This is a genomic window from Thioalkalivibrio sp. ARh3 (assembly GCF_000377265.1).
Lineage (GTDB): Bacteria > Pseudomonadota > Gammaproteobacteria > Ectothiorhodospirales > Ectothiorhodospiraceae > Thioalkalivibrio > Thioalkalivibrio thiocyanoxidans.
Window position 1 is genome coordinate 50740 of sequence record NZ_KB897952.1, and the last position, 15011, is coordinate 65750.

Here is a 15011-nt window from a genome sequence, read left to right on the forward strand (position 1 = left end):
GGCCATAGATGGACGAACTTGACCGCGAGATCCTGTCGTTTGCCCACGAGGGTGAGTCCCCGTCCGAGGCCGATCCGGTCGAGCCGGTCGATGCGTTCACGGAGGAGGACATCCTGTCGTTCGCTGCCGGCGAGGAGGGCCCGCAGCGCACGCTCCCCGGTTACGGCAAAGCGGCCGCCATGTCGGTGCCTCGGGGTGCCCTGGGCGCAGTAGGTGGCGCACTGCGCGGCTGGGATCGTGCAGTGACCCATCCCGACCAGATTGGCGAGGGCCGAGTCGCCCGCGCGGGGCAGGCCCTGCATGATGCGGCCGATGCGATCCCGGTGGACCCGATGTACGAGGGCACGGTCCCCGCAGACCTGGGGGCCGGCGTCGGCTCTATGGGAACATTCCTGGTGGGTGGTGGCCTGGCAGGTGTCGCGGGCCGAGGGCTTGGCGCGTTGGGGCGCCTGGGACAGCGCGGCCGGGACGTATCCCAGCGCACCGGTCAGATGGGTGGCGCATTGAGCATGGCGGGTGGCGCCGGCGCAGACGAGGCCTACGAACGCGCAATCCAGTATGGGCTGGAGGCGGATGAGGCGCAGAGCGTCGCGCGAAACTTCGGTATCGCATCCGGTGCGGTCGAGGTCGGGAACATCAACCTGCTTCTGCGGCGTCTCCCGCCGGCGGCGCGTGAGCGTCTGTTCGGCCAGATGGACGGGCAGATCGTTGCGGCCATGGCATCCGAGTTCGGCGTGGCCGGGGCTGGGGCGATCGGCCAGAACTGGGGCCAGATGTCCTACGACGAGCGCCAGAGCCTGTTCGACGACGTGCTGTACCAGGCGGCGATCAGCGCAGGTTCGGCCGGCATCACGCAGGCGGCCCGGGGCGGGATGGCCCGCGGTGCCGGCGCCTTCGAGGGCGACCGATCCGAGTTCGAGTCGTGGCTGGACGAGCGCGTGCAGCAGGATCCAGAGCTTCGCCAGGCAGCCGATGCCGTCTCCAACATGGACCCGGACGCGGCGGCTGACCTTGTGGCCGAGCTTCTGGCGCTCCCGGCGCCGACCATGGAGGTGGACGCAGCAGGCGAGGCGGGCACCACCGCACAGCGCGAGCAGATGGCCCGCGAGCGTTCCGAGCTGGGCCTGAGCGAAGTGGACGGCGCCATTCATGGGCGCGCACCAATCACCATGCCGCCCGAGGCGTCTGTACAGCAGCCCGCTGGACTTCCCGCCCCGCAGATGCAGATCGCCCCGGACGGCACCACCGGAACGCAGGCGCAGATGGAACAGCGCGCGGCCGAGCGGTCCACCCTGGGTATGGAGGAAGTCTCGCAGGCGATCCAGGGCCGCGACGGCGTATCCGGACGACCGGCCGACACCGAATCCGCCGCCACGGGCGTGCCGGAAGCCGCCGTGCTGGCCGATATGGACGCGCAGCAACTGGATACGCTGGAGCCGGCCAGCCCGCAGGAAGCGCAGATCCTGGACGCCGAGATCGGGCGCCGCTACCGCGAGATCACCGAGGCGATCGAAGAAGCGCAGACGCCGGAAGAACTACTGCGGCTGCGCGCCCGCATTCCCCGACTCCCCGCGCACCGCCAGCGTGGCCAAGGCATGGCCGAGGATCTGACCCGTCGCGTGCGCGAGCGCATGGACGAGACCCGAGCGCCGCGCCCGGACACGCAGGCCGATGCCCCGGACACCGATGCGGGCCTGGACCAGCTGCAGGCTGAAGGCTGGGAAAACATCGGCCGCGACATTGCGCAGGCCGACAGCATGGGCGCCGCGCGCCGCCGCATGGAGCAGCTGAACCAGCAGGACACCGATTTCGAGTACGACGTGGTGCAGGCCGGTCCCGATGCCGACACCGACTGGACCGTGGTGCGCCGCGCGCTACAGCCGGCCGAACCCGCCCCGCAAGACGCCCCGCAAGCGCAGATGGGCGCACCCGAGCCCCGGCAGGAGCAGGCCCCGCAGCGCCGTGGTCGTGGTCTCACGCCAATGCAGGATCCGCGCGCCCAGCAGCAGGGGTATCTGGACCGCCTGCCGGAGATGGCGGCCGAAGCCGGCTGGGCCGAGGAGGGCGGTCACCTTCTCCGGGATGCCGATGGTCGCGTCTCCGGTCGCACGACCTGGGTGCCCCGTCAGGAGTGGTGGATGGATCGCCCCAGCGGGGTGACTGAGCGCGTTGTGCATGAGGCGGTCAACAAGGCCCAGCGCGGCGAGCTCCTGAACGCCGCCGAAAAGCGCGCCGTGAGCTTCCTGTTCGACGTGATCGACCAGCAGGAAGCGCAGATGGACGCCACCGATCTGGAGATGTTCTACGAGGCGATCGACGCCGACCTGATCGAGACCACCTACGCCGACGCGCAGGGCGAGGATCTGATTCACGGTGTGCTATCGTCGATGGCGGAGGCAGAGGCCGCAACCGAACAAGGGCTGAGCGAATATGACCAACAATTCAGGCAAGCCGGGGCACCGGACGCGGGCGATGCTCGAGTCGATGCCCCCGGAGAAACGACAAGCCGCTATCAAAGCCGGACAGGCCCGCCTGATGTTGATCAGCGCGGCGCGCGAAGCGGGCTACCCGCTGGAGACGCCGGAGCAGATCCGGCACGCGCTCAGCGAGATGAAGGCGGCCGCGAAGGACTGACGCTCACTGCGCAGACCCCGCAGGACATCGAACTGCAGGAGGCCCGGCGCCGCGAGCAGATGCAGCGCGAGCGCGAGGCCGAGCAGCGCGCCGAAGCCGACCGGATGCGCGACGACTTCCGGCTCGAGAGCGACACCGGCGCGCAGGATGGTCAGGCGGACCTGGAGGACGTGACCGGCCGCCCCGGCGGCGATATGTTCGCCAGCACCGCACGATCCCGAGGCGAATCCCCGCCAACTCCCGCCGAACCCCAGGCCACCGAGACCCCCGCCACCGAAGCGGGGGTTTCTGCTTCTGGGGCCCTGATCCTCAAGCGCGACGGCACCCCGTTCCAGACCCAACGCGCCGCCGAACTGGCAGCCCGCAGCCGCAACGATCTGCGGGAGCGCCGAGACCAGCTTGAGGCCGTCGAGGTCGAGGGCGGCTGGGCGCTGCGCGATCGTCGCTCAGAAACGGCGGAAAGTGAACCACAAGCCGACTCGCAGCGAACAAGTGATCCACAAGCGGCGCCGCAGGTGATCGACTCCGACGAGGCCGACCTGGCGACCCGCACCCGCGCCGAGGCCGCCGGCGAAGGCCCAGACCGCTCCCGCTTGATTGCCGTGCGCGAGTTCCTGGATACGTGGCTGGAGGACTTCACCGCGCCGGCCGCAATCTCCGGCCGCGTGGGCGATCTGTACCGCCGGATCAACACCGAACTGGAGCAGGGCGGCGACCTGGCGCAGCTGCAACGTGACGTGGCCGCCGAGCTCCGCGACTGGCGCAGCCAGGCCGACATCGATGCCGACGTGGCCAGCGAGATCGACCGGCTGGTGGATGGCTTCGCGCGCGCAGGGTTCCAGGTCGAGGCGGATGCTGGCGCAATCGAGTCCACGGCCGCCGCGGTCGATACCGACGAGGCGCAGGCGCAGATCGAGGCCCCATACGGAGATATGGATGCCCAACTGCGTGCCGGCACGATCAGCACACACGACTATATCCGGGCGCGCGGTCTCGACGTGGACGCCTACACCGATGAATGGATGGTGCGCCGCACGTCGGCGGATAGCCCGGTCGAGACGGACTTCGACCAGCTGATGGACGCCATGATCTCGGACGCCAACCGCCGGGCGGCGCAGGTGGAGGTGGCCACCAAGCGCGGCGCCCAGCGCAAGCAGGCACAAACCCGCCGTCAGCGATGGAACGATACGGCTCAGACGCTACGCACCATGAAGCAGCGCCGAGTTCACCCGCTGGAGGCCCCGCAGCACGTTCAAAGCGATATTCAGAAAGGCCTTTGGTCTCGCTTCCGGAGCCGGTTGGAGAGCACACGAGCCAGCCAGGATGAGATCCGAGCCCGGCAGCGAGAAGCGGAGGATCTGGCCGAGCGCGAGTTTGCGATCCAGTACGCCCGCGATCACGCGACCCAAGAGCCGGCAGCGGCAACGACCCCGCGCGAAGACACCATGTACTTCGTCAACTGGACGAACGACCCGTCGAGCGGCCGCACCACCGAGACCCGCATGTTCGACCGCCTCAAGGACGCCCGCGCCTTTGCGGAGGGCAAGAGCGGCTATATCACGCGCGTCTCGGATGGTGGCAACCGTATCGACCCGTCGGAAGGCAGCACGCGCCTGGTGGAGTACGTGGGCGGCTTCCAGCCGTCTGCCACCGAGCAGCAGCGCATCGAGGGTATGACCGCTGATCGAAGCGACGAGCCGCGGTTCAGCCGTTCCGAATCCCTGCCTGATACCATCACCGTGGACGGCGTGGATCGCCCGACCCGCAACAGCGAAGGCCGCCCGATTCACTCCTCGCCGGCTGCGGTGGAAAACTTCTGGCGCTGGTTTGGGGATAGCCAAGTGGTGGATGGCCAGGGGCGGCCCAAGGCCATGTATCACGCGAACTTGGCCGATTTCGCTGAGTTTGACCGTGCGATGGTGCGGAGCCGCTACCCCTACAGCATCGGGTTCCATTTCACCGACGCGCAATGGGAAGCGAACGCTTATACCCAAGAGCGAGAAGGTCCTGGTGCCGACGGCTTGAGGACTCAAGAAGGCGCCAACGTAATGCCGGTGTACATCAAGGCCGAGAACCCCTTAGTGATCCAGACAAACCAGCCTGCGGCGTCTATGGAAGCAGACCTGAACCGGGGCGAGATCATCGACCAGCTACTGCAGTCCCGTCGAACAGGGAACCCCTACGATGCAGTCATAATTGAGCGGAGGGACCAGTCAGGGCAGGCCGAGCAGGACCACTCGAACGTCATTGCTTTCGATTCGGCCCAGATCAAGTCCGCCATCGGTAATCTCGGCACATTCGACCCGGACAGCGACGACATTCGGTTCAGCCGTTCGGAAGCGGCGTCGCCGCGTCTGTCTGCGGTCCATAACATCAGCACCGACGGCCTTCTGTTCGCCGATCGCCTGGGCGGGCTGGCCGTCCCGTCGATTGGCGTGGTCACCGAAGATGCTGGCGGCGTCGATGGGTTCGGGGAGATCACGCTGATCGGTCGGCGCAGCATGGCCGACCCGGCGCGTGAGGCGGTATTCAGCTCCGATGCCTACAGCGTTCGCCACCCGCAGCCCGAGTACCGGGGTTACAGCGATGCCGACTATCGGCGTCTGGCCGACGCGATCCAGCCGTTCGCCGATCGCTACGACGACAAAATGATCCGCGGATTCCTGCACGAGCACGGCCAGGATCGGCCGGATGCGCGGGAGCTGCTGAACCGTGCGGAATCGTCCGACGCCATGCAGGCCATGTTCCTGGAGGAGCAGGGGCATACGATCGAGCCCATCACCAAGCCTGCGCGCCTGGAGATGGATGGTGTCGATACGCCCGAGGTGCGCGCGTTCATAGAGGGCAAGTCGCGCCGGGAACTGCAAGACCAGTGGCCGGAGCTGAGCCGCGTACTGCGCGAAGCCACGCATGCCAAGAACCGCCGAGAGCTCGAGCAGGCCGGCTTGGGCGAAGATCTCGTTGCCGAGATCAACCGAGACTGGGACAAACAGAACTGGAACCCGGATCGTGAGCAGATCCATCTTGGCCGGGAGCACATGGTCATGCGCTCCATCGAGGATCTGGACTCCGATGCGGTTGATCGCGTGGAGACCGGCCGCCTGCTGCGCGAGGCGATCGAGGGCCGCGAGGTCGAGTTCCGGCGCTGGCTGGAGGATATGCTGATCCCAGCGATGGGCGAGCCCCGTATCAAGGTCGGTCGTCGCAAGCTGCCCTACACGCTGGAAAACATCGTCGAGGCCATGACGCGCGAGCGCCAGGTGGCCGGACGTGAGGAGACGATGACGCACGGGGCGGGCCAGGTGCGCGCCTCCACCGCAGAGCGGTTCCGCACCTTGGAGCGCATGCGCGAGGCGGCGCAGGAGCAGGTCCGCAGCCCCGCAGAATACGAGGCCGCGCGCGAGCGCACCGAGGAGCAGCTGCACCAGTACCGAAACGCTGTTGCAGATCACACGACCGTTCGCGACTTCCGCGGCCGTCCGGATACCTGGGAAGCGTTGGATGCCTCCATGCGTGCGATCGGGCGCTACCTGAACAGCTCCAACCGCAACCGCCAGGCTTTCGAGCGGGCGCTGCGCGCGGAGGAGTTCGACGTGGCGGCGATCAAGGCGCAGGAGGGCGACCTGATTGCGCAGGGCATGCAGGCGGCCGATGCCTTGGAACAGACCCCGGTGCCGTACTTCGAGGCCAAGCCGCAGCGCGAGGTGCCCCTGGAGGAGTTCGCAGGCGCCGTGGTGCCGGAGAATGCGCCAGCCGAGGTGCTGGCGGTTCTGGAACGCCGAGGCATCCCGTACCAGCGCGCAAGCGAGGAGAACCGACAGGAGGCCGTTACCGCGCTGCGGAACGAACTGGCCGAGACGGACCCGGATGTTCTTTTCAGCCGCCGCGGTGATACTGTAGGCGTAGACGTAGGAGAAATGACCGATGCGGAATTCGACCAACACTTCGGCCGCCAAGACGCAGGAGCAGAAGTTCCAGGAGTGGGACGCGGCGGGCAGCGACGCCCTGGAGCCGATGGACCCGAACGCGCCGGCACCGAAGGGGCCCGAACAGTTGGCGGTGGAACACCGCGATCTGGCTGGGTATCGGCAAGCGTTGTCCGGGATCAAGGCGCAGGGCCTCGACTAGTCCACCGGGGCGCGCGCAGCGCCATCCAGTCTGAACACTTCTCGCCCGAGTCCCTGGGCCGGGCGACCGGCCACCCTACGGCCGGGCTGGGCGTCTGGTTCACCACGAACCGCGGCGAAGCCAGCGAGTACGGATCGCATGTCGATTCGGTCTACCTGGACATCCGCACCCCCAAGGTATTCCGTCCGGAGACCATGCCTCAGTTCGATTCCGTCGAGGAGGCGACTGCCTACCGCGAGCATTTGCGGGCGCAGGGCTATGACGGGATCGCGCTCGACCAGCGCGGCATCGGTGGGCCGGTACACTTCGTGGCCTTCGACGCCGAGCAGGCGATCCATCCAGATACAGACCCTGGCGACGGCCGAATGTCGGCCGCTGAAGCCACCACCGAAGCCCGGCCCCGCGCCGGGCTTTCTGTTTCTGAGGTGCAGGAATCCGTGGACGGCCTCATGGCCGACTGGCAGGGCGCCCCGAACATCGAGGTGGTCGATGCTGAATGGGATCTGCCGCAGAGCCTCCAGGTGAAGATCGCGCAGGCCGGCGCCACCGGCACGGTCAACGCCGTGTTCTGGCGCAACCGCGTGTACCTGGTGGCCCGGCGCATGCAGTCCCGCGAGGACGTGCAGGCCAAGCTGCTGCACGAGGTAGTGGGTCACTACGGCATGCAGCAACTGCTGGGCGGTGACATGCGCCAGACGCTCAACCGCGTGTGGAGCATGCACGGCCGCAACCATCCCGAGGTGCAGGACATCATCCGGCGCTACTTCACTGACCGCCGGTTCGACGTGAACAACCGCCGGCACCGCGACCTGGTGGCCGAGGAGCTGATCGCGCACATGGCCGAGCGCGGCACGCAGCCGACCATCGTGCAGCGTGTGGTGGCCGCCATGCGCGACTGGATGCGCCGCATGGGCTTCGACCTGCAGATGAGCCGGGCCGACCTGGCGAACCTGATCCGCGAGGCTCACCGTGTCGTTGAGTCCGGTGAGATCAGCACCACGTCTCCCAGCGCCTTCGGATCCGAGGCCGCGGCCAGCCAGGGCGGCGAGGCCCTTTCCCGTCAGGATGGCATGGGCGAGACCATCGACGTGGACGGCCAGCAGCGCCCGACGACGAACAGCGAGGGGCGCCCGATCCATTCGGACCTGGACGGACTACGCAGCTTCTGGCGGTGGTTCGAGGGATCGGTGGCCCAGGACCAGGAAGGCCGGCCCCTGCAGCTTTACCACGGAACCATGACCGACATCGCCCAATCCGACGGGCCGGTCTACCTGACCGATTCCGCTCAGTATGCCAACTACTATGCCGCTGGCGAGGCCACAGGTTCGCCCGCGTCTTTCGACCAGGATGGGCCGTACCCTGTTGGAGACATGACACCGCAGGAGCAGGCTGGTGCGCTGGCTCGCAATGAGGCGGCTTTCGATGAGGCGCAAGGGCTGGTTACTGAGGCTGAGCGCGAATTCATGCTCGAGCAGGAGCAATCTGGGCTGGTCTCGCTGATGGAGACAGCGGAGGAGTTCGGGTTCACCCTGGACAACATGGATGATGCGCGCCGTGCTCGAATCAACGAACGGCACCCGGACTTCGAGAACCGGATCCGCCGGTATCGCAAGATCCGGGAAAAGGCGATCGAGGCTTCCGAGAAGTGGTTTGATGCCCACCAGGAGTACATGAACCTGGTGGGTCGCAAGCGGATCGCAACGCCGAACGTGGCACCCGTATATGCCTCCCTGCAAAACCCGTACTACGTCCAGGACGAGCTTTCGATCTACAACCTGGGCGACGACGCCGAGGCGATTGCGCGTCTGCAGGAACGAGGGTATGACGGCGCGATCTGGATCAACCCTGGCTTCAACAACCTCGGTGAGGCGCGAGGGCGGCCCTACGGCAGCGAAGTTCTGGTATTCCGCCCTGACCAGGTGAAGTCGGCCGTCGGCAACGTTGGTACTTTCGATGCCGATAGCGACGACGTGCGCTTCTCCCGCGGCGAGCGCTCCAGCCCGTCGCAGCCGGACCTCGACAACATGCCGGCGATCGAGAATCGATATGCGGAAATGGCTCGGCTGCGCGGCATGTGGGACTCCGCATCGGATGTACTGCGCCGGCAGCCGCAGCTGTCGCACGTAGCTGATGCGGTGGACCAGTTTTTCGACCGCACCCGCTGGCGCATGGGGCGTGTGAACGCCATTCTTCGGCCGGTGATGCGGGAGATCCCGACGCTCAACCGCAGGCGTCGCGGCGAGCTGTTCCGCCTGTTCGAGCGGTATCAGGCCGCGAAGGAGAACGGTCGCGACGAGGAGGCCCGGCTGATCCGCGAGGAGGGCCCCGAGCGCGTGCGCAACCTGATTCAGGCCTGGGAGCAGGTGGCCGACCTGACCGGCCAGGACAACCAGGAGGTCGGTGTCCAGGTGTGGGATGACCGGCAGGTGGATTGGGAGGGCGTGCGCAAAGAGATTGGCGCCAACGGTGAGCGCATCCTGCGCAACACGCCCCAGCGCAAGCGTGAGGCCCGCTATGGCGAGCTGTACCGCAAGATGAAGCCGCAGCGCGACCTGAGCGAGATGCCTTCATCCCCGGCGCTGCCGCGCAAGGGCGGGTGGCGCCCGATTGGTCGCGTGCCCGGCTTTTTCCCGCGCGTGATGAAGCGGGAGGTCCAGCAGGCGCTCATGCACCCGGCCGGGAACCCGGAGACCTGGCAGCGCATCCAGGATGAGCTGATGAACGCGGGCATGATCAACGATCCGGCCGAGGCTCAGAACTACGTGCGCAACTACTTCTCGCGCGAGACGAGCAACGACTACTTCGCCGGCGTGGAAAAGGCGCGCAAGGATCCGCTGCCTGAGTGGTTCTACGACTACAGCTGGGATTCGGCCATGCTGTACAAGGACCGCTGGGCGGAGCGCGTGAGCCAGATCGAGGCGTTTGGCCAGGCCGATGTGGACCAGGAGGGCGACGTGTTCGACAAGGCGAAGCGCCTGACCACGGACCAGAACACGCAAAACTACCTGGACCAGGTTCAGCAGCGGGTCTACAACACGACCGACGCCAGCATGATCACGCAGTTCATCGGAGCCCTCAACATCTTCGCCACTGGTGCGATGTTGGGGAATCCGGCCACGGCCGCGCTCAACCTGATCGGCGGCACGTCGCTGAACTTCCAGGCCTATGGCCTGTGGCCGTCGATTCGCGGATTGGCCAAGGAGCTCGCAGACTTCGGCGGCGCCCTGGACATGGGCACGCAGAAGGGCATCCTGATCAATGACTACCTCACCTTCATGCACGACGCGCAGCAGCAGGGTGTTCCCGAGCGGCTGAGCAACTTCACCAGCCTCATGCTCAAGATCGGGGGCTACACGCCGGCCGAGGTGTTCATCCGATCGCACGCGATGCTGACGGCCAAGACGTTCCTCGAGGACTCCCTGGCCCGCTGGAATCGCGATGTGACCAGCAAGCGCAGCCTGCGTGCCGTGGCGTGGTTCCAGCGCCAGGGGTTCGACTACCGGCGCCTGCTGGAGGAGAACGGCGAGGGCACGGAAACCGATCGCTTCCTGCGCAAGGCCGTGAACCTGACGCAGGGCAGCTACCGGGTCAACCAGGTGCCGGTGTTCACCGATACCCCTGTCGGCCGCTTCCTGTTCAAGTACCAGAAGTTCGGCACTCAGCTGTCACGCATGTTCTGGATCAACCACCTGAAGCCGGCGATCGACTCGGTGGTGAAGGGTGGCGAGGTTGTCGATGTCGAGGTGGGCGGCGAGGTTCACCAGAAGCGCATCCGCACGATCACGCCGCTGATTCGTTTCTTCGCGGTGGCTGGCGTCTCCGGAACGGCCCTGGCTGCGCTGCGCGAGGGTTTGTTCGGATACCAGGATCCGGGCCCCGACTTCGAGGAGATCGAGCGGCAGCTGGCCCAGGGTGAGTATGCCGAGGCTGCAGTGCTGGCGGCCTGGCGGTTCTGGCACTCCAATATGTCCGTGGGCTCACTCGGGTTCTTCGGCAACTACGCGCAGTTCCTGCACGACGTGGCCGACCGGCAGCGCGTGAAGTCGCCGGTTGATCCGCCCGGCCTGGCCCCGATCCGCGATGGCGTGGACATCAGCATGCGCCTGTTCGAGCAGGGCAGCCTGGACTGGCGCGACCTGCACGACTTCACAGAAAGCCAGTGGTCGCTGTACCGGACGTGGAACCGGGCCGCGCTCATGGGGATGTCGCACGTCTCCGACTGGCGGCAGGCGCAGTGGGAAGTCGCGCAGCGCGATCGTCGCTATGTGCGCAAGATGGTGCGCCGGTACTCCGACGACATCGGCCTCGAGAACAAGCGCCGGGCGCCGGATCGGATCGGGCACACCGAGATGACCCCATACAACCGGCGCATCCACAAGGCCCTGCTGCTGGGTGAGCCCGAGCGGGCGCGCCAGGTCGCACTGGAGGCCCTGGAGCAAGCGGAAACGCGCGAGGAGTTCGACCGCACCATGATGTCGCTGCAGGCCTCCGTGCGCGCCTACCAGCCGGCTCGGGTATTCGAGAGCCCGTCCGAGAAGGAACGCCGGGACTTCATGCGATGGGCCGAGGACCGCGTGGGTCCGGAGAGCTTCCAGCGTATCCAGCGCATCGACTCGACCTACCGTGAGGCCGCCATGAAAGCCGGCCTGATGTCGCGGCGCTCGCCGATGGACGATATGCGGGACGACCTGCAGAGCATGCGGGGCGATCAGGAAATGACGCCAGGCATGCGGCGCCTGCTGCTGATGCAGCGTGGCATGTGGGTGCCCGAGGTGGACGGTCAGTAGAACGAAAGCCCGATCGGCAGGACCAGCATCGGGCACGCCCCCATAAGCACGGTGCGAACCGTCGTGTTCGGGTCGTGCCTGCGCGGGATGTACCAGAGCGGGCTGATCAGGATGGCGAAGTACCCGGCCAGCGTGACCAGCCCGAAGATCCGGAACAGCAGGTCCGGCAGCAGCGGCAGGATCGCGTTCGTGGTGCCCATCCAGGCGACGATCATCACGGCATACACCAGCGGCGCCGCCAGGATGTAGGGCAGGCACCGCGTCAGGTTCGCCTGCGCCCCGGTAAAGTGGTTCACCAGAACAACCAGCTGAACAGGATCAGGTAGCCGATCCCAAGGGCCAGCGCGAGCGTCCAGGTGCTGATCGCGCGCACGGTGAGGATCACGTCCTCATGCGGGGTAGGCTCGCGCTCCATGGGCGGGTTCCCGAACTTCCCAGCCAGCTCGTACCCGGCGACCATGATTGCGCCGAACCCTCCGAGCTGAGCTACGATCTTGAGTAGCGTGATCCAGTCCATGGCTCCTCCTGTATGACCTTCCCTTTTGCTTCCCTATATGATGAGGGCCATAGGCCTTTCGCGCGAGGCCTGCAATAGTCCCCCTGGGGTCGCGTGTGGGTAAAAGTGCGGGTAGAAAGTCGAGCCGCCCCGGGCAGTATCCATAAAAGACAATGCCTTGCATCCGTATTGCGGTGGAGACCCCAGCCTCCATCTTCGCATCAGGCCGCCTTCGGGCGGCCTTTTGCGTTGGGGGCGAGCGCAACGGGTGATTCGAACCGACAAAGCATGAAATGATTCGTCCTGTTGCCGGACACAGCGTCTAGACTCTTGAGGCGACAACCCCAACCGGACGAGGGCGCGGGATGCTGATCATTGGCCTGATTGTCGTCGTGGCTGCGCTGGTATTCGCCACCGTGAAGCTGCGGGTCCACCCGTTCCTGGCGCTGTTGCTGGCGGCCTTCGTCATGGCACTGATCGGGGGCATCGCGCCCAAGGACGCGGTCAGTGTGATCAACGACGGCTTTGGCGCGACGCTGGGCTATATCGGGATCGTGATCGCGCTGGGCACGATCATCGGGGTGATCCTGGATCGCACCGGGGCGGCGATCGTGATGGCGGAGGCGATCATCCGCGCGTTGTCGGACCGGTTTCCCAACCTCACGGCCACGATCATCGGCTACATCGTGTCGATTCCGGTGTTCTGCGACTCGGGCTACGTAATCCTGAACTCCCTGAAGAATGCGCTGGCGAAGAAGGCCGGTGTGTCCCTGGTCGCAATGAGTGTGGCACTGGCGACAGGCCTGTTCGCCACGCACAACTTCGTGCCCCCGACCCCGGGTCCGATTGCCGCGGCCAGCAACATCGGCATTGCCGATGCGCTGGGCCTGGTGATCCTGTTCGGTCTCCTGGTGGCCGCAGTGGCGGCGGCGGTTGGCTGGCTCTGGGCCAGTCGTTACACCCACGCCAACGACGATGAACTCCTGGAGCCGGACCCGATCGAGGAGGCCACCGGCCAGGAGGTGAAGAAGCCGGAGCCCGATCTGGCCCATCCACCTTCAACGCTGGGGGCCTTCCTGCCGATCCTGGCGCCGATCGTGCTGATCTCCGTCGGTTCGATCGCGTCGCTGGCCACCCGCGATGTCGACCCCGGGACGTTCGCGGCGGCGCTGATCTTCCTCGGTCAGCCGGTGGTCGCGCTGGCCATTGGTGTGGTGTTTGCCCTGTTGCTGGTCAAGGGCGGCGACCAGCGCGGCCGTTTCCACCAGATGACCGTCGATGCGGTGCTGCTCGCGGCACCGATCCTGCTGATCACCGGTGCTGGCGGGGCCTTCGGTTCCGTGTTGCAGGAGACGCCGATCGGGGATCAGCTGGGCGACATGCTGACCGGGCTCGGTCTGGGCCTGCTGGTGCCGTTCCTGCTTGCGGCTGCGCTCAAGTCTGCCCAGGGGTCGTCGACGGTGGCACTGGTGGCCGCATCCAGCATGGTGGCGCCGCTGCTGCCCGCGCTGGGGCTGGATTCGGACATGGGCATGGTGCTGGCGGTGATGGCGGTGGGCGCCGGGGCGATGACCGTCTCGCACGCCAATGACAGCTTCTTCTGGGTGGTCAGCCAGTTCAGTCGCATGAAGGTCTCGACCGCATACAAGGCCTACACGACCGCGACGCTGCTGCAGGGGATCAGTGCAATGATCGTGATCTACCTCCTGGGGATGGTCTTTGTCTGAGCCAAGGCGGGTTGTGCTGTGTCCGGACAGCTTCAAGGGCAGTCTGGACGCGGCCGGTGTGGCCGAGGCGATGGCGCGCGGTGTGCGTGTTGCCAGTCCATCGACCCGCATCCAGGCCCTGCCGATGGCCGATGGCGGGGAAGGCACGGCCGAACTGGTCAGCCACACCCTGGGATGGGCCTGGCATCTGTCCGATGTCCGCGACCCTTGCGGCCGGCATGTATCGGCCGGCTGGGGTTACGACGAGGCGAGCCGGCGGGCGGTGATTGACGTCGCTTCGGCCTGCGGACTGGATCTGGTCCCCGAGGCCGAGCGTGATCCGTGGAAGCTCGATACCCGAGGGGTTGGCGACCTGATTCTGGCAGTGCTGGATGCGGGGGGGCGGCACGTGCTGATTGGTCTCGGGGGGAGTGGTACTGTGGATGGTGGCGCCGGCATGCTGCATGCGCTGGGCGTGCGTTTCCGGGATCGAGAGGGCCGGGAGCTGGAGCCGGTCCCGGAGCGGCTGGAGCATCTGGCGAGCGCCGACTTTTCGGGTCTTGAGCCCCGCCTGGAGGAACTGCGGATCACCGTCCTGAACGATGTCGACAACCCCCTGACGGGTGCTCGTGGTGCAGCGGCGGTATTCGGCCCGCAAAAGGGCCTGGCCGCGTCCGAGATCCCGCGCATGGATGCCTGCATGGAGCGGCTGGCACGGGCTGTGGACGCGGCGGGGGAGCTTCGCTGTCCGGGCAGCATGCCGGGCGCGGGGGCAGCGGGGGGCCTTGGTTTCGCGCTGGCCTGTGTCCTGCGCGGGCAGTCGCGCATGGGGGCGGGATATCTGGCCGATCTGATCGAGCTCGAGGCGGCGATCGCCGGGAGCGATCTGGTGGTGACGGGCGAGGGGCAGCTCGACGGACAGACCGCGCATGGCAAGGTGGTGGCCGAGGTGATCCGGCGGGCGCGGCGCTGCTCTGTGCCGGTGGCCGTCGTCGCTGGATCCATCGATGCGACGGCGGAGGATCTCGATGCGATGGGCCTTGCCGATGCGCGCGCCCTTTGCGATGGAACGATCACGCTGGAGCAGGCCATGGAGGACCCCGGACACTGGATCATGGAGCGCACGCGTGCAATCGTGGCGGCGCGAGTGACACGACCGGATTAATCGGGCCGACTACAGGAGGTTCCCGTTGGTGCCGTTAATGGCACTATGCGGGAGCGAACGCACAGGGGTGTGCATTGCCTTACTTGAACACCATC

The 15011-nt window shown here is 66.7% G+C and carries 5 protein-coding genes; 3 read left to right on the top strand and 2 right to left on the bottom strand.

What is annotated here, in order from left to right; genetic code table 11:
- Positions 1-8: 8 nt before the first annotated feature.
- Positions 9-11549, top strand: a complete 11541-nt coding sequence (locus C995_RS0111895; protein ID WP_018865146.1) for a hypothetical protein — start codon at positions 9-11, stop codon at positions 11547-11549.
- On the opposite strand, the gene C995_RS0111900 is transcribed toward C995_RS0111895, so the two are convergent.
- Together C995_RS0111900 and C995_RS0111905 are read right to left on the bottom strand one after the other, a co-directional pair.
- Positions 11543-11845 (bottom strand): hypothetical protein, encoded by a 303-nt coding sequence (locus C995_RS0111900; RefSeq protein ID WP_018865147.1) that lies wholly within the window; start codon positions 11843-11845, stop codon positions 11543-11545. The two genes, C995_RS0111895 and C995_RS0111900, sit on opposite strands and share 7 nt — an antisense overlap.
- Positions 11842-12066, bottom strand: a complete 225-nt coding sequence (locus C995_RS0111905) for a hypothetical protein (RefSeq protein WP_018865148.1) — start codon at positions 12064-12066, stop codon at positions 11842-11844. Before C995_RS0111905 ends, C995_RS0111900 begins: the two co-directional genes overlap by 4 nt.
- 344 nt (positions 12067-12410) lie before the next feature.
- On the opposite strand from C995_RS0111905, the gene C995_RS0111910 reads away from it, so the two are divergent.
- Positions 12411-13772, top strand: a complete 1362-nt coding sequence (locus C995_RS0111910) for a GntP family permease (protein WP_018865149.1) — start codon at positions 12411-12413, stop codon at positions 13770-13772.
- 13 nt (positions 13773-13785) lie between these two features.
- Positions 13786-14916 carry a glycerate kinase gene (locus C995_RS0111915; protein WP_018865150.1) on the top strand — a complete coding sequence of 377 codons (1131 nt, stop codon included), beginning with the start codon at positions 13786-13788 and terminating at the stop codon, positions 14914-14916.
- Positions 14917-15011 lie beyond the last annotated feature (95 nt).